Genomic DNA, 20,656 nt, shown 5'->3' on the forward strand with positions numbered 1-20,656 from the left:
TAACCGTTTATGGTTAAGCCTTATTTACCGTGCTCATTTGCTGCTTTTTCTTCAGCTAGTTCTTCTTTAAGCTTACGGATTTTTAAACCTTGTTCTTGTCCGCGGTGTCTTGCGTAGTAAGTACAGCCAATAAACATTGAAGAGGCAAACACAAGCTCTAGTAATACCCAAATTAACTCATCTGGCGCTGCCCACAGCATGGTAAGTCCGTGAATAAAATACAGCATTACAACAAAGTTAGCCCACGCATAAGTGTATGTATTATCTTTAATTATGCCTCTTAGCGGCAGTAGTAACGGAATAATAGGCAAAAATAAAGACACTAAACTCGCATTACCATTTAGAGGTGGCACAAAATACATCCACAGTGGAATAAGAACAAGTAAACCTACATAGCCAAATAGTGCGGCACGCTGAAACTTTACTGTAATCGGCTTTTTAGCTGGGTTGTCAGCTGTATTCATTTAAGTTTTCTCGCAATGTGAGTAAGGCGTTTACCAACGCTTTGGCATATTTTAATTTCGTCTTTGCTTAGCTGTGCACTATTAGCGCTGCCAGCAACGTGTGTTGCACCGTATGGTGTTCCACCTGTTTGTGTTGCAAGTAGTTCGGGTACATCGTACGGCACGCCCAGTAGCATCATACCGTGGTGTAATAGTGGCAGAGATAAGTTAAGTAAGGTTGCTTCATTTCCACCATGCATACTGCTTGATGACGAAAACACACATGCTGGCTTATCTATTAGCTGACCTTTTAACCATAAGTCGCTGGTGGTTTCCCAAAAGCTTTTAGCTTGAGAGGCCATCATGCCAAATCGGGTTGGTGTACCAAATGCTAAACCATCGCAATTTATTAAATCATCTTTGGTGATCACAATGTCGTGCGCATTTTTAGCCACAAAGGTGCGAAGCAGTGCTGTAGCACCTTGTTGCTCTATCGACTCTGCTATTTCATGAGCCATTGCTTCAACTGAGCCATGGCTTGAGTGATAAAGCACCACTATGGTTGCACTCATTATAAAACGCTTAGTACGTTTTCTGGTGGACGACCAATCGCTGCTTTATTGTTATTCACTACAATAGGGCGTTCAATTAGTTTTGGATTTTGTACCATGGCATCTATTAATGCTGATTCACTGCTTTCATCTTTTAAATTAAGCGCTTTGTAGTCATCTTCTTTTGTGCGCATTAATTCACGTACGGATGAAAAACCAAGTTGGATTACAAGCGTTGAAATTTGCTCGTGTGTAAGAGGCGTTTTTAAATACTCTACAACACTTGGCTCTATTGCTTTACTTTGCAGTAGTGCTAGCGTTTCGCGTGATTTAGAACAACGTGGGTTGTGGTAAATAGTAACAGACATAAAATGATTCCAAAGTGTGAATTGCGTCTATTTTAGGGTAAGCGCTTGCAGACTTAAAGTCTTGCAAGCTCTTTTTGTAAAAGTCGATACTGGGTAAGTAGTGCTTTTAAACGTTGTTGCTTTACAAGTTGAGTAGGCTCTACAAAGTTTAGTGCTTTTTGTACTTCGTCTGCGGCTTTTAAATAAGCACCATATTGCGCTAATACATCGGCGTTAGCTTCGTGATAAGAGGCTAATTTATCTTGTTTTTTATACGCATCAGCAAGGAGTTGTTTGCCTAAGTTATGATCTGGCTTTTCGAGTAAAAAACTCTTTAAAATATTTTCAGCAAGCTCATATTGCTCAGCTTCAAGTGCTGAGTTGGCATAGTTAAGTGTAATTACCTGATTATTAGGGCGATACTGATTTAAATCCGCTAAAAACTTAACGGCTTCATCTGCCTTTTTTTGTGCAATAAGTAAATCGGTATGGGTATCTATATAAAATAAGTTTTTAGGATCGTTTTTTAAAAGCTCGTCTAATATTGGCGCTGCTTCATCAAGCTTTTTTTGATCAAGCAAGCTTATGGCTAAGCCATACTTTAATGCAGTGTTGTTGTAGGTATTTTCGCGCAGTAGCTTTCTAAATAGATCTTCTGCGTTTTCTGGTTTGTTGTCATAGCGGGCAAGCACTCGACTTTTTGCTAAATTAAACTCAAGGCTCGCATTCATAAGGCGCACAGGAAATTGCTCTGCACGCAAACGTACATCTGATACACGACTCTCTGGTAATGGGTGAGTTAGCAAAAATGCTGGTGGCTTGTATTTATAGCGAATTTGCGCTGCAAGTTTAGTTAAAAACTCACTCGATGCACGGGGATCAAATCCTGCATTATTAAGTGTTTGCATGCCTATACGGTCAGCTTCTTGCTCAGCTGAGCGGCTATGCGTTAACTGACTAAAAGCAGATTGTGTTTGGCTGGCAGATATAATGGCAATACCCGCGTCGGGTGCAACAACGGTTGCTAATATACCTGCAATCATACCGGCAATGGTCAGCGCGCTGTTATCTTGTTGCTGCTGTATTCTACGTGCTAAGTGGCGCTGTGTTACGTGAGCAATTTCGTGACCAAGTACCGAAGCAAACTGGCTCTCGTTATCGGCTTGAGCTATTAACCCGGTGTGTACACCTACATGCCCGCCATAAAATGCAAACGCATTTATTTCTGAGTTATTTATCCAAAAAAACGAAAACGGAAAACGTACATCGTTAGCATTAGCAACAAGTTTACGGCCAATAGTCGTGAGGTATTCATCTAGCACAGGGTCGTTTATAACTGGCGATGAACCTCGTATTTGCATCATCATTACTTCGCCAATAGCTTGTTCTTTTTCAAGTGGCAGTGCTTGTAATGCAGATGTTCCTAAATCAGGAAGTGTAAAATTGGTTTGCGCTTTTAAAGGTTCGCTTACTAATAAGCTAAACGTAAGCGCGGCACTGCATAAAGTGATAAATGCTGATTTTAGCTGCATTTTATTCCTTGTTAATTTGTTCGCCAATTGCAATTTTGGCTATGTCTATTTCGTCACTGCTTGCACGGCTGTCTTTTTCGCACAATTGGTATAGTTCTTTTATTGTGACTCCATCAAGCTTTACAACGTTCAATTCTCGCTGCAAAAAAGTAATAATTTTATGTACTACTTTATGTGCATGTAAAATAATGGCTTTATCTGCTTTGTCGCCCCGTTCAAAATAAAAGCCAATAAACTTATGTAACTGACTTATTCTGATCAGGTTTTTCATTGAATGTGGATCCCACACTCTAAACTCCATAAAGCGATTATTTTTTATGTATTGGTCAACAATAACATCTTTAGCATAAGGCTGTGCCCATAGCTCAAAGCCTCTGTCGGTAAAAACTTGGTGCAGCGCAATACGTGGCTTATGTTTAGTGTGTATTACACCAAGGCTGTCTTCATGGCCTTCTAATAGATCTAAGTTCCAATTGCGTTTATCTATAAGTTGTTTAACTGCATTATCGAATCCATGATCTAAAATCCCTTCAGATTCGCTTATTGATGAGGCAACAAGGTGATAAAAAGGAGGTAGTTCGCCCCAGTTAATTTGCTTTTTAAACCAATTAATCTCTTTGAGTGTTGGATTACTGGGTAGTTGCGCTTTATTATGCGTGCCAGGCATTAACTTATCCTTACTGCTAGTTATGTTATAAGGATAAACTATTGCAGGTATTGTTTTAACAAAAAGTTACAATGGTTTGGGTATATAAGTATATTGACCGTAAATATGCGACTTATTATTCATTTACTATACGGATAAAGTAGTTATGGTAGAGCGCGATTTAAAAGAGTTTAAATGCCCTCAGCAATTTGTGCAGTTTAAACTTGCGCTACGAAGTGCGCAATCTTCAAAACAACGTATCACTTTTAGTCTTAATAAAGGTGAAAGTGCGAACGATATTGAACGTTTTTTGAAAAAAAATGCTTATAGTTACAATTTTGATAAACAACGTGGGTTGTTATTAGTGGAGCCATTACATGTTTGAATACGTAAAAACATGGTACGAAAGGAAGTTCTCGGATCCTCATTCGTCTACCTTATTATTTTTATTATTAGCCTCAGTGGCCTTACTTTACTTTTTTGGCTCGTTAATTGTTCCTGTGCTTGTAGCATTGGTTATTGCTTACTTACTTGATTGGCCGGTTGTTCATTTAGAGCGCGTTGGCTTAAAACGTTTTACTGCAACGATTATTGTAATGTTGATATTTATTAGCATTATGCTCACCCTTATTTTGGTTATTGGCCCAGTGCTTTGGAAGCAAACCAGTAACTTAGTGCAAGAAACCCCGCATATGTTAGAGCAAGGGAAGTCTTATTTAATGGCTTTACCTGAACAATACCCAAGTTTAATTAACATAGATCAAGTACAAGCTATTGTTGCAACGGTAGAAGCTAAAATCATTGAGTTTGGTCAAACTGTATTGTCGTTTTCACTAACCTCATTAAAAGATGTTGTTGCATGGCTTATATATTTAGTACTTGTGCCGTTACTGGTGTTTTTTATGCTTAAAGATAAGCTGGAGCTAACGGGGAGTATTGCTAAACTGATCCCGCAGCAACGACGCTTGATTTTGCAAGTGTGGCACGAAATGAATCAACAAATTATGAATTACATTCGCGGTAAAGTGTTTGAAATTTTAATTGTTGGTGGTGTGTCTTTTATTGCATTTACTGTTTTAGATTTACGCTACGCCGCACTACTTGGTGTGCTTGTTGGCTTGTCGGTATTAATTCCATTTATTGGCGCGGCACTCGTCACTATTCCGGTAGCGGCAGTTGCGCTGTTTCAGTTTGGATTAGAAACACAGTTTTGGACCATTTTAATTATTTACGGAATTATTCAGGCGCTTGATGGCAACGTACTTGTACCACTGCTGTTTTCTGAGGCGGTTGATTTAAATCCGGTATTTATAATTGTCGCGGTATTATTTTTTGGTGGCTTATGGGGATTTTGGGGCGTATTTTTTGCCATCCCGTTGGCTTCATTAGTAAAAGCGCTAATAACAGCTTGGTCGTCAACGCATGAAGAGATAAGTAAAGAGGTCAGTGAATAGTTAAGTAAACAGACTTTTAGTCTAAAAAAGCATAGTAAACGCACCTCTAGTGCTAATTGATTATTACTCATTACCTGTAAATTTATGTACTATTGGTAATAAGATATATTTTTTAGTAATAAGGTGCGTTTTTTAATGTCTGAGTTTTTATTGCACGATGAGCCAGTAAAACAAGTTTGCCTTGATGCAAACGCAACGACCCCTGTGTTGCCTTGTATTGCTGATGTTGTTTCTCATACCATGCAAATATGTTTTGGTAATCCTTCAAGCCCGCACATTACAGGTATTCAAGCCAAGCATTTATTAGAACAAACACGTCAAAAAGCACACACAGTTATTGGCGCAAGTAATGGCGATATTTTATTTACCTCTGGCGCAACAGAAGGCATTCAAACTGCGGTGGTTTCTACGTTAATTGATGCTAAAAAACACCCGATTAAAAACCCCGTATTGTTATATGGCGCTACTGAGCACAAAGCGGTGCCAAATACACTTAAGCACTGGAATAGCGTACTTGACGTTAATGCTGAAGTGCTTGCTATTCCGGTTGATAGTAACGGTATTTTAGATTTAGATTTTATAGCTAAACATATAGATAACGCTTTGATGATTTGCACCATGGCCGTTAATAACGAAACCGGTGTATATCAAGATTTACCCGCTATTGAGCAGGTGATTCGTAGCCGTAATAAAAATGTATCGTGGATGGTGGATTGCGTGCAGGCGCTCGGTAAACAAGCGCTCGCACTAAGTGACACAACAATAGATTACGCACCTTTTTCGGGGCATAAGCTTTATGCACCTAAAGGTATTGGCTTTTTATATATTCGTAGTGGCAGTGCGTACACACCTTTTATAGCGGGTGGCGGTCAAGAAAGTGGAATGCGCTCAGGCACCGAAAATCTACCAGGTATTGCAGGGTTAAATAAGCTATTTAGTATGTTGCTTGATAAATCAGACAACACGTTTAAGTCTGTTAGCGTACTTAATTCTTATCGAAGCCAGTTACAAAGCGCGATAAAAGACACCTTTGGCGATATTACATTCAATCATGATTTTGCTTATAGCGTGCCTACCACACTTAACTTTGCTGTTAACGATTTAACGAGCAAAGAAGTGATTGATTTATTTGACGCTGCGGGCATTCGCGTAAGTGGTGGTTCGGCTTGTAGTACAGGCGCATCAACAAGTTTTGTTTTAGATGCAATGGGTGCAAGTAAGTGGCAAAGCGAAAACGCGATTAGGCTATCGTTTGGACCTGCTGCAACACAACACGATATTGATGATGCTTGTGTGCGTATTCGCGCTCTTAAAGCAATACTACAGGCAAACTGTTTAATCGTATCTGACAGCACCACACCACAACAAGAAGTATGCGCACTGGGCCTTACTCAATTTAGGCACCAAGGTGCATGTAGTTGGCTTTATGTAAGCGATGATAAATACGCTGTAATTATTGATCCTATTATTGAGCTTATTCCGCGCTTTGAAAAAATAGCTAATACACAAAACTTAACTATATCGGCGGTGCTTAATACTCATCTGCATCAAGAGCGAGAGTCAGCGACTAATTTACTAACCAGCGTTCTTGCATCAAGAGTTATAAAAGGTGAGGTTGATTCGCTAGGTTGGCCGCTAAATACAGCAAGTATTAACTTGGCAAACGACGTACTTGAAAAAGTAGTTACACCTGGGCACAGCAAAGAAAGTGTAAGTTATTTATTAAAAAACAGTAATGGCGAAACGCGTTACTGTTTTTGTGGTGATTTAATACTGCCTGCAGGGCTTGGCAATACATCGCTTATAGGCGGCGATGCAAAAGCAATGGCACGCTCTATTTTAGCAATGAGCGAGCAACTTAATAGCACCAGCATTATTTGCTCAGGGCACGACTACCAACAATGTTTTGCCATGAACTGGGCTGTACAGCAAAACCAAACGCCACTTCTTGATGCGTTAGTGAGCGGTAGTATTTCAGTTGATGAATTTGCAATACAAAAACAGCAGTACGACGCTTCAAAACAAGTAGATAACACGCAATTGTGTGGTTATGTAAATGCGTTACCTGAGGTTGATACACAGCAATTAAATTTTGATGACGCTAAAGTAATGTTAAACACCAGCGATACATATTTAATAGATACTCGGGAGCCGTATGAGCATGGAGCAAATAATGTTGCTCAGTTATTTAATACGCTAGATGAAAAAACATTAAATATACCACTTAGCAGAATGGCAAATGCGGTATTTGAAGGGCGATTAAACAAAAATAACAAGTACATTTTATTATGCCGTAGTGGTAACCGCTCAAAAATTGCTGCAACTAATTTAATGCAACTAGGATACAAAGCGGTTTATAACCTAAGGGGCGGGTTAGCGCTTAGTAATTAAACAAAGATTGTAATTTATACAAAATCGGCTTTAGGGCCGATTTTTTTGTTTTTAAGGTTTATTTGCTCGCAAGGTAAACAAGCCCTAGGGCCTGTTGACCTTTCAGGATTAAAATTTGTTCAATCTAGGGGCTATTTAATCGCGGCGTGAGGTTTGTAACCTAGTGGGCTAAGTAAAAACCGAGTAACAAAGAGTAAATTGCCCCTAGGCAGAACCCTTCGGGCAGCGCATGTTTGGCATTTATTCCACGTTATCGCCTATTTATGGGGAATAACCACACTACATAGGCTCTGCCTTGCCTAAATGCCAAACACACTGCTGCAAATTTAACTTCGAAAGATAAACAGGCCCTAATAATTAGTGAATAACTATAAAAAGTAATTATTGTGCTGATAAAAATTCATTAATATTTCATTTTGATTGATTAAGCTATCCCGTTGCCTTTAAAATTGCGGGTAAATTAATTTATAAAATTTTTATGATACCGGTGTCAAAAGCTAAAAATTGCGTTATCATCGGCATCTAAAATTATAAAAACAGCACTTTTTTTGCATTTTTAGTTATACTATCGGCGCTTTATTTTAGTGTAAATAAGCAGTGTTAAGAGTTTTGCTTTTATAAAAAACATTTTTAAATCAATTGATTGAAAAAACTAGAGGATATTTCCATGTCTAACCGAACGCAACTAGCAAGTTGGCAAGCACTAGAACTAAGTGCAGCTAAGATGAAACAAACACATCTAAAAACGTTATTTGCACAAGATGACACGCGCTTTTCTCAGTTTTCGACTCAAGTACCTGGCGTATTATTCGACTATTCTAAGCAACTTATTGATAACGATGTTTTTGATAACTTAATGTCGCTTGCTAAAGAATGCGATATTGCATCGTGGCGCGATAAAATGTTTAGCGGTGAAAAAATAAATATCACCGAGGATCGCTCAGTACTACATACGGCACTTCGTAATCGTGCTCACACTCCATTAATAGTGGATGGCGAAAACGTAACACAAGCCGTAGACAACGAATTAGCTAAAATTAAAGTGTTTGTAGAAAAAGTCCGTAGCGGTAAGTGGTTAGGCTATACCGGTAAAGCGGTAAAAGATGTTGTAAGTATTGGCGTAGGTGGTTCTAACCTTGGCCCACAAATGGCAACTGAGGCATTAAAAGCACTTGCTGATGATACGTTAAATGTTCATTACGTATCTAATGCTGACGGTGTACAAATTTCGTCTATATTAAAAGCCATTGACCCTGAAACAACATTATTTGTTATTTCGTCAAAAACATTTACTACGTCAGAAACTATGACAAACGCTAAAACAGCGGTTGACTGGTTTTTACAAACAACAAAAGATGAAAGTACAATTGCAAAACACTTTGTTGCAGTAAGTACAAATTTAGAAAAAACGGCAGCCTTTGGTATCAGCGACGAAAACGTATTCACTATGTGGGATTGGGTTGGCGGTCGCTTTTCACTTTGGAGTGCGATAGGCTTACCAATTGCTTTATATTTAGGCTACGACGCCTTTGAAGCAATTTTAGAAGGCGCGTTTGAAATAGACGAGCACTTTAAATCTGCGCCGTTTGAGCAAAATATACCATTAATTATGGCATTGCTTAGTGTATGGAATACGAGCTTTTTAGGCTACACAGCGCAAGCTATATTACCGTACGACCAAGCACTGCATATGTTGCCTGCGTATTTACAGCAAGGCGAAATGGAAAGTAACGGTAAACACGTTAACTTTGCAGGCGAAACGGTACCTTATACTACAGTTCCAATTATTTGGGGCATGACGGGTATTAATGGTCAGCACGCGTTTTATCAGTGTTTACACCAAGGTAATGTAATTGTACCTGCAGATTTTATTGCATCAGTTAAACCACAAGTGAATGTTGATAAGCATCACGATATTTTATTATCAAACTTCTTTGCACAAACAGAAGCAATGATGAGTGGTGTAGATGCAGCGCAAGTTACTGCTGATTTAACCGCTAAGGGTAAATCGCAAGCAGAGATTGATGAGTTATTAAATCATAAAATTCATCAAGGCAATCGTCCTACAACGTCTATGCTATTAGATACAGTAGATGCTAAAACAGTGGGCCGTTTAATTGCACTGTATGAGCATAAGATATTTTGCCAAGGCATTATTTTAGAAATATGTTCGTTTGACCAATGGGGTGTAGAACTGGGTAAAGGTTTAGCATCTAAAATTGAGAGTGAACTTACTGATGAAAGCGTTACACACGCTCATGATAGTTCGACAAACGGCTTAATGGCGTACTACAAACAAAACCGTACGCAGTAAAAAATTCGCTTACGCAAGTAAGTAAACCGAGTACCTTTGAACGGGTAGCGCTGGAGTGCTTAGGGTCTGTATTTTTGTGAGAGGAGATACAGGGCCCCTAAGGCTCATTTAATAAGCGCAATGATAAAAATAATAATAAATCATCGATACAGAACAATTCAGCAGGCTTTTATTTAAATACAGCTATAAAAGCCATCTAATCTAGCAATAAATAGGCATACCCGCGCATTTATAAAGTGTACTGGGTATCACAACGTAGAGAGTAACTATGCTTAATCCTTTTGATATTATAATTTTTGGGGGCGGTGGTGATCTTGCGTTACGCAAATTGCTACCTGCAATGTACAGAGCATATCAAGAAGGTAACTTACCTGAAGGCTCACGTATCCTACCAACAGTACGCGAAGAATCGAAACGTGCTGAATACATAGAAACAGCGCATAAAGCATTACAAGAATTTTTAAGCAAAGGTGAGTTTAACGCTAAAGATTGGAAAGCATTTTCTACTTTTTTAGTGCCAGTGGTAAGTAATGTTACAGAAGCAGACGACAACTGGGATGTGCTAAAAGGCATTTTAGATGAGCACGAAAGTACTAAGTCTCGTGTGTTTTATTTATCGCTTCCGCCTGCTGTTTACGGCACATGTTGTGAAATATTATCGACTAAAGGTTTAATTACACCTACATCACGCGTTGTTGTTGAAAAGCCTATTGGTTATTGCGGTGATTCTGCTGAAGCAATTAATGGAAAAATTGCAGAATTTTTTAATGAAGAGCAAATTTTCCGTATTGACCATTACTTAGGTAAAGAAACAGTACAAAACTTGATGGCGCTACGTTTTTCAAACTCATTGTTTGAAAATATGTGGGATGCTAAATCTATTGATAACATCCAAATTAGCTTATCAGAAACTGTTGGTCTTGAAAGCCGTGCTGGTTTTTACGATAAAGCCGGTGCACTTCGTGACATGGTTCAAAACCATTTATTACAACTACTTTGTTTAGTTGCAATGGAGTCGCCTAATAAGCTTAACGCTAACAGCATTCGTAACGAAAAACTAAAAGTATTAGAAGCACTTCGCCCGCTTGTAGATGGCGATGTTGATGAAAATATTGTTCGTGGTCAATACGTACCAGGTGACTTAAACGGTAAAATTGTACCGGGTTACTTAGAAGAGCTAAATGAAGGTTCTAGTAAAACAGAAACGTTTGTAGCTATTCGCGCGCATATTGATAACTGGCGCTGGGCGGGTGTTCCATTTTACCTTCGTACGGGTAAACGTATGGCTAAGCGCTGTGCAGAAATTGTGGTTGAATACAAAAAAGTATCCCACAATATCTACGAAGATAACGTGGGTAATATCGAGCCAAATCGTCTTGTTATTCGTTTGCAACCAGAGGAAACAATTCAACTAACGCTTATGTCTAAGCGTCTTGATAACCTTCAAATGCAACTTGAACCAGTAACAATGAATATTGAGCTTTCACAAGCTTACAGCAATGGCTTCCATTCAGATGCGTACAAGCGTTTAATGCTTGATGCCGCTGCAAATAACCCATCATTATTTATTCACCGTGATGAAGTTCGTCAAGCGTGGAAATGGATTGATCCAATCATTGACCGTTGGCAAGACAAAGGCAAGCCTGCACTTTACCGTGCTGGTAGCTGGGGTCCTGAGGATGCTGATGAACTATTGGCAGAAAAAAGCCACGTGTGGTTTAACACAGGCGATAAGGTATAAGCATGGCAACACTAGTTGAAAAGTTTTTTGACGATAAAGATGCGTTAACAGCTGAGCTTTCTGCAACGCTTGAGCAATCATTACGTGATGGCATTAAAAACGATGGCCGTGCTGTATTAATGGTGTCGGGCGGCTCGTCTCCTGCGCCCGCTTATAAGCATTTATCAACGCTTGATTTAGATTGGCAACATGTTGATGTTGCTATGGTTGATGAACGCTGGGTAGACCCAAGCCATGAAAAAAGTAACGAAGCATTTATTAAAAGCACGTTATTACAAAATTTTGGCAGTGCTGCAAACTTTATAACCATGAAAAACGATGCTGCAACCGCGCAGCAAGGCAGTGAAGTGTGTGAAGCCGCTTACAGTGCTTTAAAAGCGCCATACGATGTAACTATTCTAGGCATGGGCCCAGATGGTCACACAGCGTCGTTGTTCCCAAATGCAGAAGGTTTAGAGCACGGTTTAACAACTGAGCAAACAGTATGTGCAATTAATGCGATACAAAGTGATGTGACGGGTAGTATTACTGAACGCATGACACTTACGTTAAATGCCATTGCGCAATCTAAAGTGGTTAAGCTTTTAATTAGCGGTGAAGAAAAACTCGCTGTTTATAAGCAAGCAAAAGCGGGAGGCGATGTTAATGACATGCCACTTCGCGCTGTGCTTAATCACCCAATTATAAATATTGAAGTATATTGGGCGCCTTAATTTAGGTGCTAATTTAACTTTTAAAGGCCGCTTATATAAGCAGCCTTTTTTATTTGCTCAAATTTAAGCCTAAACACTGCAAAAAAACAGTCCTGAACTGTTAACCAATGTTAATGAATAACTTTGGTTTGTATTAAAATCAACCATGAAGTGTGTTGTTTTTGAACAAAATTTATGAGTTTGAGCTGTATGTTTTTTAGCAACGTTCAGATTTAGTTATATTTTATTTTTTCATGGTCGTTGTCATAAAAGTTTCCCTTCCTTTTTTAGCTCAAAAGCATTAGCCTAAAGGTATTAACAATGAAACATATAAATTAAAATAAACGGAGCAGTAACATGGCGGAGCAACAAGTACAGCCTTTACACAACGAAAAACATGCCAACACTAAAATTCAAAACGGCATCAATGTAGAATTCATGAAAACTCAACATTTAGTGCCAGTAGTTGCACATGAGTTTGCACGCGTAGCAAACGAGTTTCCAATGTCATTCGTTAAAAACAACGAAAGCGGCACTTTTCAAGCTGTTGCTATGTTTGGCTTAGAGCCAGGCGAAAACCTTTTTGTAGAAGATGGTAAATGGACTGCAGCATTTGCACCTATGGCATCTACTCGTTACCCACTGGGCTTAGTTAAACACCCAGATCAAGATCAATACGGTATCGTAATTGACGAAGCAAGTGCGCTTGTTGGTGAAGACGAAGGTAATGCATTATTTGAAAACGGCGAAGAAACAGATTACCTAAAACGTCGTAAAGAAGCGCTTGTATCTTTTATTGAGTTTTCTCAAGTAACTGAAGCGTTCACTAAATTCCTTGCTGATAAAGAGCTACTAATTGCGCAAACGCTTACAGTAGATATTAAAGGCGAGAAAAAAGACATCAACGGTATTTACCTTATCGATGAGAAAAAGCTAAACGAGTTAAGCGATGCTGATTTCTTAGAGCTTCGTAAACGTGGTTACTTAGCACCAATTTATTCTTTCTTAACGTCTACTCATCAAGTAGCACGTTTAGCGCGTTTAAAAGCTAAACAAGCTTAATTATACCAATTGCATTAAATTAGTGATCTATTATAGCGATAAGAAAATGGCTCAATAACAAGGCTAAAATTATGATACATAGTTGTTCTATATAAATAATTTTCAACGTAGTTAGTGAGCTATTTAATACGCTAGAATGACCATGTTTTTAATAAAATTGGTATTACAAACACGTAAAATTTTAAAAAGCGCCTTAAGGCGCTTTTTTTATGCCATTAAACTCACTTTAGTTGAAATTAAGCCCGCAACCATTCACATTAGTTTATAACTTTCCCATAAAAGAACTCATTATGAAAACACCCTTATTAGCAATTTTTGCGAGCAGCCTTTTTGCTTTAAGTAATAGCGTATTCGCTGCAGAGACTCCTTTTGCCATTGCGATTCATGGTGGGGCAGGGACAATAGAAAAAGCACGATTTACACCCGCCCAAGAAAAGCAGTACCGCGCTAAATTAACAGAGGCTGTAGAGACAGGTTATAAAGTATTGCACCAAGGCGGTGAAAGTTTAGATGCGGTAACTGCGGCAATTACAGTATTAGAGCAATCGCCTTATTTTAATGCAGGGCGTGGAGCGGTATACACTTACGATGGCGGGCATGAGCTTGATGCATCCATAATGGATGGTCGAAACCGTGAAGCAGGCGCCGTTGCGGGTGTAAAGCATATTGAGAGCCCGATTAAATTAGCGCGTTTGGTCATGGATAACTCTGTACACGTAATGCTTAGTGGGCAAGGCGCTGAGGAGTTTGCTAAAGAGCAAGGTGTTGAACTTGTCGAAAATAACTTATTTGATACCGAGCCTCGTTACAAAGCGCTTTTAAAAGCAAAACAAAAATTAGATAAAGCCAAAGCAACCAGTAAAGAGTATCAAGCCGCGCACAAAGCATTGCCTAACTCTTACAAAATGGGCACGGTTGGCGCAGTGGCGCTTGATAAAAACGGTAATTTAGCGGCAGGTACATCCACAGGTGGTATGACGGCAAAACGTTATGGCCGTGTAGGTGACGCGCCGGTAATTGGTGCTGGGACATTTGCTGAAAACGAATCGTGCGCAGTATCGGCAACAGGGCACGGTGAATATTTTATTCGCTATAACGTAGCGAGCGATATATGTGCGCGTGTTAAGTATCAAGGTAAAACCATAGCTGAAGCTGGAGATGAAGTTATAAACGGTGTGCTTAAGCCAATTGGTGGCACTGGTGGCGTTATTATTATTGATACTAAGGGGAATATTAGCTTGCCGTTTAATACCTCTGGCATGTATCGGGCAAGTAAATCGAATATGCAAGCGACCTACGTGGGCATTTTTAACGACGAATAAGCCAAAGTAATTTAATTAGCCTCAACTCTGGTTAAGAGATTTACTAACATATTGAACCACAATGATATTTGAATTCATTTATTGCTAGCCAGTTATTTTCAGCGCAGTTAGCGCTGAAAATAACCGCTTGAGATAGATTTATTATTCGCAGTTTGGGTGAATCGCAGCGTTTATATAACAAACAACCCCGTGTTATGCATTTTGTAGGATTAACCCCGGCCGTTTAATTTGATACAATTATGGCTCTTTAACTAATTTTGTAAGGTATGCGGGTGGTAAACCTAGGTCAGTTGTTTGGCGAGCTAAAAACGTGCTTGAAAAAAGATCAATTCATTTTCAAAAAACGCTTACATGGCGTAAAAAAAATAACAGATGAAAACAAGCATGCCAACGCGCTTGAAAAAATAGCGGCTGATATAACCCGTAGCCAAGAATTACGCGATAAACGCTTAGCGGGCCTTCCTAAAGTGACTTACCCTGAGCAATTGCCAGTAAGTCAAAAAAAGGAAACAATTAAAGACGCCATTGCAAATAACCAAGTGGTTATTATTGCCGGTGAGACGGGCTCAGGTAAAACAACTCAAATACCTAAAATGTGTTTAGAGCTTGGCCGTGGTGTTGATGGCTTAATAGGCCATACTCAACCACGCCGATTAGCAGCGCGAACGGTGGCTAACCGTATTGCTGAAGAGATGAAGTGCGAACTTGGTCAGCAAGTCGGTTTTAAAATTCGTTTTAGCGATCAGGTTTCTAATAATACGTACGTTAAACTAATGACTGACGGTATTTTACTGGCAGAAATTCAGCAAGATCGATTTTTAAACCAATACGACACCATAATTATAGATGAAGCGCACGAGCGTAGTTTAAACATCGACTTTATTTTGGGTTACTTAAAAAACCTACTTCCAAAACGTCCCGATTTAAAAATAATAATTACGTCTGCAACCATCGATCCTGAGCGCTTTTCAAAGCATTTTGATGATGCGCCCATTATAGAAGTATCGGGCCGTACTTTCCCTGTTGATGTGCGTTACAACCCAACGGCCGATATTAATAAAGAAGATATGGAAGCCGAGGGCGATCAGCTACAAGGTATTTTTGATGCTGTTGACGAGCTGTGCGCGGAAGGTCCTGGCGACATACTGATATTTTTAAACGGTGAGCGTGAAATACGCGATACCGCTGATGCACTTAGCAAGCGTAATTTAAAACACACTGATGTATTACCACTTTACTCGCGCTTATCTAACGCAGAGCAAAACCGTATATTTGCGCCACATTCTCGTCGTCATATTATTTTATCGACCAACGTAGCCGAAACGTCACTAACCGTGCCGGGTATTCGTTATGTAATAGACCCAGGTACTGCGCGTATAAGCCGCTACAGTTATCGTACAAAAGTACAGCGTTTGCCAATAGAACCTATATCGCAAGCAAGTGCTAATCAGCGTATGGGTCGTTGTGGACGTGTTGAAGCGGGTATTTGTATTCGCTTGTACTCTGAGGATGATTTTTTATCGCGCCCAGAGTTTACCGACCCTGAAATACTGCGTACTAATCTTGCCTCAGTTATTTTGCAAATGTTGGCACTCGGGCTTGGTGATATGGCGCAATTTCCGTTTGTGCAAGCGCCAGATAGCCGTAATATAAGTGATGGTTTATCGTTATTAGAAGAACTACAAGCAGTAAAACCAGACAAACGTGATAGTAAAACGAGTTTAACCGCTTCAGGTAGAGAACTCAGCCGATTACCGGTAGACCCTCGTTTAGCTAAAATGGTGCTCACAGCTCACAAACTTGGCGCATTGCGTGAAGTGATTGTTATTGTGGCGGCGTTGTCGATTCAAGATCCACGCGAACGCCCGCAAGAAAAACGTGCTGCAGCCAATGAAAAACACGGTCGCTTTGACGACCCAGATTCAGACTTTATCGCTTTTTTGAACTTATGGAATTACTTAGAAGAACAGCAAAGCGAGCTGACTAACGGCCAGTTTAGAAAGCTGTGTCAAAAAGATTTCCTAGCCTATATGCGCCTGCGTGAGTGGCAAGATATTGTTTATCAAATAAGTACTGTGTGTAACGAAATGGGCATGAAAGCAACCAGCCAAGCGGCTGATGGCGAACTCGTTCACAAAGCGTTATTAAGCGGAATGCTGAGCCATATTGGCTTTAAAGATGAGAAGCAAATATACAAAGGTGCACGTAATAGTCAGTTTCATATTTTTCCGGGTTCAGGTTTATTTAAAAAGAGCCCTAAATGGATCATGTCAGCGGAGCTGGTAGAAACCAGTAAATTATATGCCCGCACAAATGCAAAAATAGACATTAACTGGGTAGAACCATTAGCACAGCATTTAGTAAAACGTAGCTACACAGAGCCACACTGGGAGAAAAAACCAGGTGCGGTAATCGCGTTTGAGCAGCAAACTTTGTACGGCCTACTCGTTGTAAATAAACGCCGCTGTGTTTATAGCAATATTGACCCTAAAGTGAGTCGAGAGCTTTTTGTGCGCACCGCATTAGTTGAGCAAGAGCTGGGTTTAAATGAGAGCTTTTTAGCGTTTAACCGTGAGCTAATAGAAGATATTCAAGTTCTGGAAAATAAGTCGCGTCGCCGTGATATTTTAGTTGATGAGCAAACGTTATTTGAGTTTTACGATAAAAAAATACCCAAAGAAATTAATAACCGCGCTGCATTTTTAAAATGGTATAAAACACAAAAACAACAAAATAAACATTACTTACACATGACCCGTGAAGAATTAATGCAGCACGGCGCAAGTAATATCACTGAGTTTGATTACCCGGACACATGGCAGCAAGACAATATTATATTGCCGCTTGCTTATCATTTTGACCCAGGACAAGCGGTTGATGGTGTTGCGGTACAAATACCGGTAGCGCTGTTGAATCAAGTACAAGAGAGTGGTTTTGACTGGCACATACCTGCATTTAGACATGAGCTAATAAGTGGGCTTATAAAGTCATTGCCTAAATCGCTTCGCCGTAATTTTGTGCCAGCACCAAATTACGCAGATGCAGTACTTGCAGCTATTGAGCCAATGCAAGGTAGCTTAATTGATGCTTTAGCTACGCGTTTATTAAGAATGACAGGTGTGAGAGTTGATATGGAGGCGTGGGATTTAACCGCGCTTGCACCGCATTTACGATTGCAGTTTGAAGTACGTGATGAACACGATAAGTTACTTGCTCGTGGACTTGATTTAGCCAAACTTAAAGCAGAGCTGCAAGGTGAAGTAACCGAAACACTGTCTAAAGTAGCCGATAAAGGCATTGAAAAATCAGACCTAACACAATGGGATTTTGGTGAGCTGCCAGCGTCATATGTTAAAAAACAAGGTCAATACGAAATAAAAGCATACCCTGCGCTGGTGGATAAAAAATCAGCCGCTGCAGTGGAGCTTTTTGATAGTGAAGCAAAAGCGCAGCAAGCGCATCAACAAGGTTTGCGCCGTTTAGTATTGTTAAATGTGCCGTCGCCAATTAAGTACTTACAACAAAACTTACCGAATAAGGCAAAGCTGGGTTTGTACTTTAACCCATTTGGTAAAATAGCTGATTTAATTGATGACTGTATCGCCGCAGGTGTTGATAGCTTATTAGTGAAACACGGCGATATACGCGATGAAAAAGCATTTGAAACGGTAAAAGAGCAAATACGAGGTGAGCTCGGTGATGCCGTTGTGTCGATTGCAACGCAAGTTGAGCAAGTATTAAGTATTGCGCACGCACTGCATAAAAAAATGAAAGGGCGCGTTGATTTAACCATGATAACCGCGCATGGCGATATAAAATCACAGCTTGAGTCACTTATATTTAAAGGTTTTGTGAGCGCGCATGGCGCAGATAAAATAACGGATTTAATTCGTTATTTAAAAGCGATTCAAAAACGTTTAGAAAAGCTGCCTGTGGATCCAAATCGTGATAGGTTATGCGTACTAGAGCTGGATAAAGTTGCTCAAGAGTACAAAAAAGTAGTTAATAAAACGCCTAAAGGCTTGCCTATTCCACAAAAAGTAACCGCTATTTTTTGGATGCAACAAGAGCTTAGAGTGTCGCTATTTGCTCAAACGCTTGGAACTCCTTACCCAATTTCGGCTAAGCGAGTACTTAATGCGATAAAAGAGATAGAATAAAACTTGCATTTTCTATTAAGCTTAGTACCTTAATAGGAGGATTTATTTTTGTTTTGAAAAGGAAGTGACATAGTTATGTCCTCATCGATTGAACATAAAACAAAGCGACTTTTAGTGGTAGACGACGAGTATTTTAATTTTGAAATGCTCAAAGCAGCACTCGCGTCGAAATTTGATGTTAGTTATGCAGATTCAGGGCAAAGCTGTCTTGCATCGGCAATTGCGAGTCCGCCAGATATAATTTTGCTTGATGTTTGTATGCCTGGTCTTGATGGTTATGATACATGCCGAATGCTAAAACACACACCTGAAACAAAAAATATTCCTGTTGTTATGGTATCGGGCCTAGAGTCTCCATCTGAAAAACAAGCAGGGTTTGACGCTGGTTGTAACGCATATGTTGTAAAGCCATTTTCAGTGGGTGCTTTGTTGGAAGAAATTAACACGGTTTTTTAGAGGTAACGTATGTTTACTGATGATAAGCGAAATTTTAGACGCATGCAGATCAATACACCTGCAAATTTAACAACGATAGAACCAATAGCGGGTTTAAGTTTTGCCGCAGAGTGCGTGGATTTAAGTGCAACAGGTTTATCAATTCATTTAGATGAATTACTTGAACCTAATACATTACTGACGGTGAACATTGATTCGACTCACCCAAGTATTGCCCCTTTAAAAGCAACGGCAAAAGTAATACGTGCCAGCAAAGAAGATGATGGCACGGTAACAGCAGGGCTTGAAATAATAGAATTTAATTAATTAGCTACTTAGCTATTAATAGACCTTACAGATTAAACCTTTTAGGTAAAAACCTTCAGGGTAGCTGCCAGCAATTGGGTGATCAGCTGCCTGGTTTAATCGCTCCATTATAAGTAGGTCTTTACCTGCATCAAGTGCTGCATCGGCTACTACTTTTTGAAATAAATTTTGTTCCATTAAACCAGAGCATGAGAATGTTAGTAATGTTCCACCTGGTTTTAGTATTTGCATGGCAATCATGTTGATATCTTTGTAACCACGACACGCGCCGGTTAGCTGCGCTTTATTATCAGCAAACTTTGGTGGGTCCATTACGATGGTATCAAACTGTCTACCTTCGTCGCGGTATTGGCGTAGTAACTTAAATACGTCCTGCTTAACAAAACTTACTTTATTTAAATCTAAGTTATTATGTTCAACATTACGTTTTGCTGTATCTAAAGCGGGTTGAGATACATCTACGTTAGTTACATGCTCACATCCACCACGCAGGGCGTACAACGAAAATGTACCTGTATAACTAAAACAGTTAAGTACCGTTTTACCCTTTGAAAAACGCTCAAGTGCGGCGCGGCTATCGCGCTGGTCTAAATAAAAGCCCGTTTTATGTCCATCAATTATATCGACTTCAATTTTAAAACCGTTTTCCTCAATAAGTACCGGCTGCGTTGGTTCGTTACCCCAAAGAGCGCCTTTTATTGGCTCTAAGCCTTCTTTAGTGCGTACTTCTACGTCTGAGCGCTCGTATATGCTAGAGCCTGGGAAAATAGACATCAACGCGCCAACAATCTCGCCTTTATGACGCTCGGCACCCGCGCTTAATAGCTGACAAACTAGTACATTATCAAACTTATCGATTGTAACGCCTGGTAAGTAATCAGACTCAGCTGCACATAATCTAAAGCCTGTTAATCCACCTTCATCTATGACTTGACTGCGTGCTTCTAATGAACGGCGTAAGCGGCGTTCAAAAAAGTTTTGGTCGATGATTTCTTTTTCGTCAAAGCTCCAAACACGTGCGCGAATTTGTGAGTGAGGGCTGTAAGCAGCAGTGGCTAAAAACTTACCTTCGCTATCGTGAATCGTTACTGTGTCGCCTAATCCAGGTTTACCTTTAATTTTTTTGATGGCTTTTGAAAATAACCAAGGGTGTTTTCTTTTTAATGATTTATCGCGACCAGCTTGTAGGTAAACGGCAGATGACATAAGGCTTCTCAGTAGTAATAAATAAGCGCTGTA

The 20,656-nt window shown here is 39.7% G+C and carries 17 protein-coding genes; 11 read left to right on the plus strand and 6 right to left on the minus strand.

The genetic code is table 11. The features are described from left to right. Window positions 1–20: 20 nt before the first annotated feature. The 5 genes from AAEY62_RS18335 to AAEY62_RS18355 are packed head-to-tail and all read right to left on the minus strand — an operon-like array spanning window position 21 to window position 3,540. A complete protein-coding gene (locus AAEY62_RS18335; protein ID WP_007581036.1) occupies window positions 21–464 on the minus strand; it encodes a DUF2069 domain-containing protein in 444 nt (147 codons plus the stop codon). Continuing rightward, window positions 461–1,015, minus strand: coding sequence for an NAD(P)H:quinone oxidoreductase (wrbA, locus tag AAEY62_RS18340; RefSeq protein ID WP_007581039.1), 555 nt, complete (start codon window positions 1,013–1,015; stop codon window positions 461–463). Before wrbA ends, AAEY62_RS18335 begins: the two co-directional genes overlap by 4 nt. After that, a complete protein-coding gene (arsC, locus tag AAEY62_RS18345) occupies window positions 1,015–1,362 on the minus strand; it encodes an arsenate reductase (glutaredoxin) (RefSeq protein ID WP_007581040.1) in 348 nt (115 codons plus the stop codon). The genes wrbA and arsC overlap by 1 nt, the downstream gene beginning before the upstream one ends. Before the next feature lie 53 nt (window positions 1,363–1,415). Further along, window positions 1,416–2,873: a beta-barrel assembly-enhancing protease gene (bepA, locus tag AAEY62_RS18350; RefSeq protein WP_007581042.1), complete on the minus strand. Its 1,458-nt coding sequence runs from the start codon at window positions 2,871–2,873 to the stop codon at window positions 1,416–1,418. Window position 2,874: 1 nt separating this feature from the next. After that, a complete protein-coding gene (locus AAEY62_RS18355; protein ID WP_007581045.1) occupies window positions 2,875–3,540 on the minus strand; it encodes a hypothetical protein in 666 nt (221 codons plus the stop codon). Window positions 3,541–3,685: 145 nt separating this feature from the next. On the opposite strand from AAEY62_RS18355, the gene AAEY62_RS18360 reads away from it, so the two are divergent. The 11 genes from AAEY62_RS18360 to AAEY62_RS18410 all read left to right on the plus strand — a co-directional run bounded on the left by AAEY62_RS18360 (window position 3,686) and on the right by AAEY62_RS18410 (window position 19,417). Continuing rightward, window positions 3,686–3,904 carry a hypothetical protein gene (locus tag AAEY62_RS18360; protein ID WP_024591004.1) on the plus strand — a complete coding sequence of 73 codons (219 nt, stop codon included), beginning with the start codon at window positions 3,686–3,688 and terminating at the stop codon, window positions 3,902–3,904. Next, window positions 3,897–4,973 (plus strand): AI-2E family transporter, encoded by a 1,077-nt coding sequence (locus AAEY62_RS18365; protein ID WP_007581049.1) that lies wholly within the window; start codon window positions 3,897–3,899, stop codon window positions 4,971–4,973. The genes AAEY62_RS18360 and AAEY62_RS18365 overlap by 8 nt, the downstream gene beginning before the upstream one ends. Window positions 4,974–5,108: 135 nt before the next feature. Then, window positions 5,109–7,364, plus strand: a complete 2,256-nt coding sequence (locus AAEY62_RS18370) for an aminotransferase class V-fold PLP-dependent enzyme (RefSeq protein WP_350635731.1) — start codon at window positions 5,109–5,111, stop codon at window positions 7,362–7,364. 667 nt (window positions 7,365–8,031) lie between these two features. Next, window positions 8,032–9,678, plus strand: coding sequence for a glucose-6-phosphate isomerase (gene pgi, locus AAEY62_RS18375; protein WP_350635733.1), 1,647 nt, complete (start codon window positions 8,032–8,034; stop codon window positions 9,676–9,678). A gap of 268 nt (window positions 9,679–9,946) precedes the next feature. Next, the gene (gene zwf / locus AAEY62_RS18380; protein ID WP_007581057.1) at window positions 9,947–11,419 is read left to right on the plus strand and encodes a glucose-6-phosphate dehydrogenase; all 1,473 of its coding nucleotides are present in this window, start codon (window positions 9,947–9,949) and stop codon (window positions 11,417–11,419) included. Window positions 11,420–11,421: 2 nt separating this feature from the next. Beyond that, on the plus strand, window positions 11,422–12,132 hold the full coding sequence (gene pgl, locus AAEY62_RS18385) for a 6-phosphogluconolactonase (protein ID WP_350635735.1): 711 nt from the start codon (window positions 11,422–11,424) through the stop codon (window positions 12,130–12,132). A gap of 336 nt (window positions 12,133–12,468) precedes the next feature. Further along, window positions 12,469–13,173 carry a SapC family protein gene (locus AAEY62_RS18390; protein WP_002961447.1) on the plus strand — a complete coding sequence of 235 codons (705 nt, stop codon included), beginning with the start codon at window positions 12,469–12,471 and terminating at the stop codon, window positions 13,171–13,173. A gap of 290 nt (window positions 13,174–13,463) precedes the next feature. Next, a complete protein-coding gene (locus tag AAEY62_RS18395; RefSeq protein ID WP_350635737.1) occupies window positions 13,464–14,495 on the plus strand; it encodes an isoaspartyl peptidase/L-asparaginase family protein in 1,032 nt (343 codons plus the stop codon). A 272-nt stretch (window positions 14,496–14,767) separates the two neighbouring features. After that, on the plus strand, window positions 14,768–18,655 hold the full coding sequence (hrpA, locus tag AAEY62_RS18400; RefSeq protein WP_350635739.1) for an ATP-dependent RNA helicase HrpA: 3,888 nt from the start codon (window positions 14,768–14,770) through the stop codon (window positions 18,653–18,655). A 75-nt stretch (window positions 18,656–18,730) separates the two neighbouring features. Further along, window positions 18,731–19,111, plus strand: a complete 381-nt coding sequence (locus AAEY62_RS18405) for a response regulator (protein ID WP_007581064.1) — start codon at window positions 18,731–18,733, stop codon at window positions 19,109–19,111. 9 nt (window positions 19,112–19,120) lie between these two features. After that, entirely contained in the window at window positions 19,121–19,417 is a 297-nt protein-coding gene (locus tag AAEY62_RS18410) for a PilZ domain-containing protein (protein WP_350635741.1), read from the plus strand. A gap of 15 nt (window positions 19,418–19,432) precedes the next feature. On the opposite strand, the gene AAEY62_RS18415 is transcribed toward AAEY62_RS18410, so the two are convergent. Then, on the minus strand, window positions 19,433–20,623 hold the full coding sequence (locus AAEY62_RS18415; RefSeq protein ID WP_350635743.1) for a class I SAM-dependent methyltransferase: 1,191 nt from the start codon (window positions 20,621–20,623) through the stop codon (window positions 19,433–19,435). Window positions 20,624–20,656 lie beyond the last annotated feature (33 nt).

The organism is Pseudoalteromonas sp. GW168-MNA-CIBAN-0100 (genome assembly GCF_040309225.1).
GTDB classification, from domain to species: Bacteria; Pseudomonadota; Gammaproteobacteria; order Enterobacterales; family Alteromonadaceae; genus Pseudoalteromonas; species Pseudoalteromonas arctica.

What these genes read in the sequence shown, in the direction of transcription:
- AAEY62_RS18335 (WP_007581036.1), bottom strand. Translation starts at nt 464, where the DNA reads ATGAATACAGCTGACAACCCAGCTAAAAAGCCGATTACAGTAAAGTTT.
- AAEY62_RS18410 (WP_350635741.1), top strand. Translation starts at nt 19,121, where the DNA reads ATGTTTACTGATGATAAGCGAAATTTTAGACGCATGCAGATCAATACA.
- AAEY62_RS18370 (WP_350635731.1), top strand. Translation starts at nt 5,109, where the DNA reads ATGTCTGAGTTTTTATTGCACGATGAGCCAGTAAAACAAGTTTGCCTT.
- AAEY62_RS18395 (WP_350635737.1), top strand. Translation starts at nt 13,464, where the DNA reads ATGAAAACACCCTTATTAGCAATTTTTGCGAGCAGCCTTTTTGCTTTA.
- zwf (WP_007581057.1), top strand. Translation starts at nt 9,947, where the DNA reads ATGCTTAATCCTTTTGATATTATAATTTTTGGGGGCGGTGGTGATCTT.
- AAEY62_RS18355 (WP_007581045.1), bottom strand. Translation starts at nt 3,540, where the DNA reads ATGCCTGGCACGCATAATAAAGCGCAACTACCCAGTAATCCAACACTC.
- AAEY62_RS18390 (WP_002961447.1), top strand. Translation starts at nt 12,469, where the DNA reads ATGGCGGAGCAACAAGTACAGCCTTTACACAACGAAAAACATGCCAAC.
- wrbA (WP_007581039.1), bottom strand. Translation starts at nt 1,015, where the DNA reads ATGAGTGCAACCATAGTGGTGCTTTATCACTCAAGCCATGGCTCAGTT.
- arsC (WP_007581040.1), bottom strand. Translation starts at nt 1,362, where the DNA reads ATGTCTGTTACTATTTACCACAACCCACGTTGTTCTAAATCACGCGAA.
- pgi (WP_350635733.1), top strand. Translation starts at nt 8,032, where the DNA reads ATGTCTAACCGAACGCAACTAGCAAGTTGGCAAGCACTAGAACTAAGT.
- AAEY62_RS18415 (WP_350635743.1), bottom strand. Translation starts at nt 20,623, where the DNA reads ATGTCATCTGCCGTTTACCTACAAGCTGGTCGCGATAAATCATTAAAA.
- AAEY62_RS18365 (WP_007581049.1), top strand. Translation starts at nt 3,897, where the DNA reads ATGTTTGAATACGTAAAAACATGGTACGAAAGGAAGTTCTCGGATCCT.
- bepA (WP_007581042.1), bottom strand. Translation starts at nt 2,873, where the DNA reads ATGCAGCTAAAATCAGCATTTATCACTTTATGCAGTGCCGCGCTTACG.
- AAEY62_RS18405 (WP_007581064.1), top strand. Translation starts at nt 18,731, where the DNA reads ATGTCCTCATCGATTGAACATAAAACAAAGCGACTTTTAGTGGTAGAC.
- pgl (WP_350635735.1), top strand. Translation starts at nt 11,422, where the DNA reads ATGGCAACACTAGTTGAAAAGTTTTTTGACGATAAAGATGCGTTAACA.
- AAEY62_RS18360 (WP_024591004.1), top strand. Translation starts at nt 3,686, where the DNA reads ATGGTAGAGCGCGATTTAAAAGAGTTTAAATGCCCTCAGCAATTTGTG.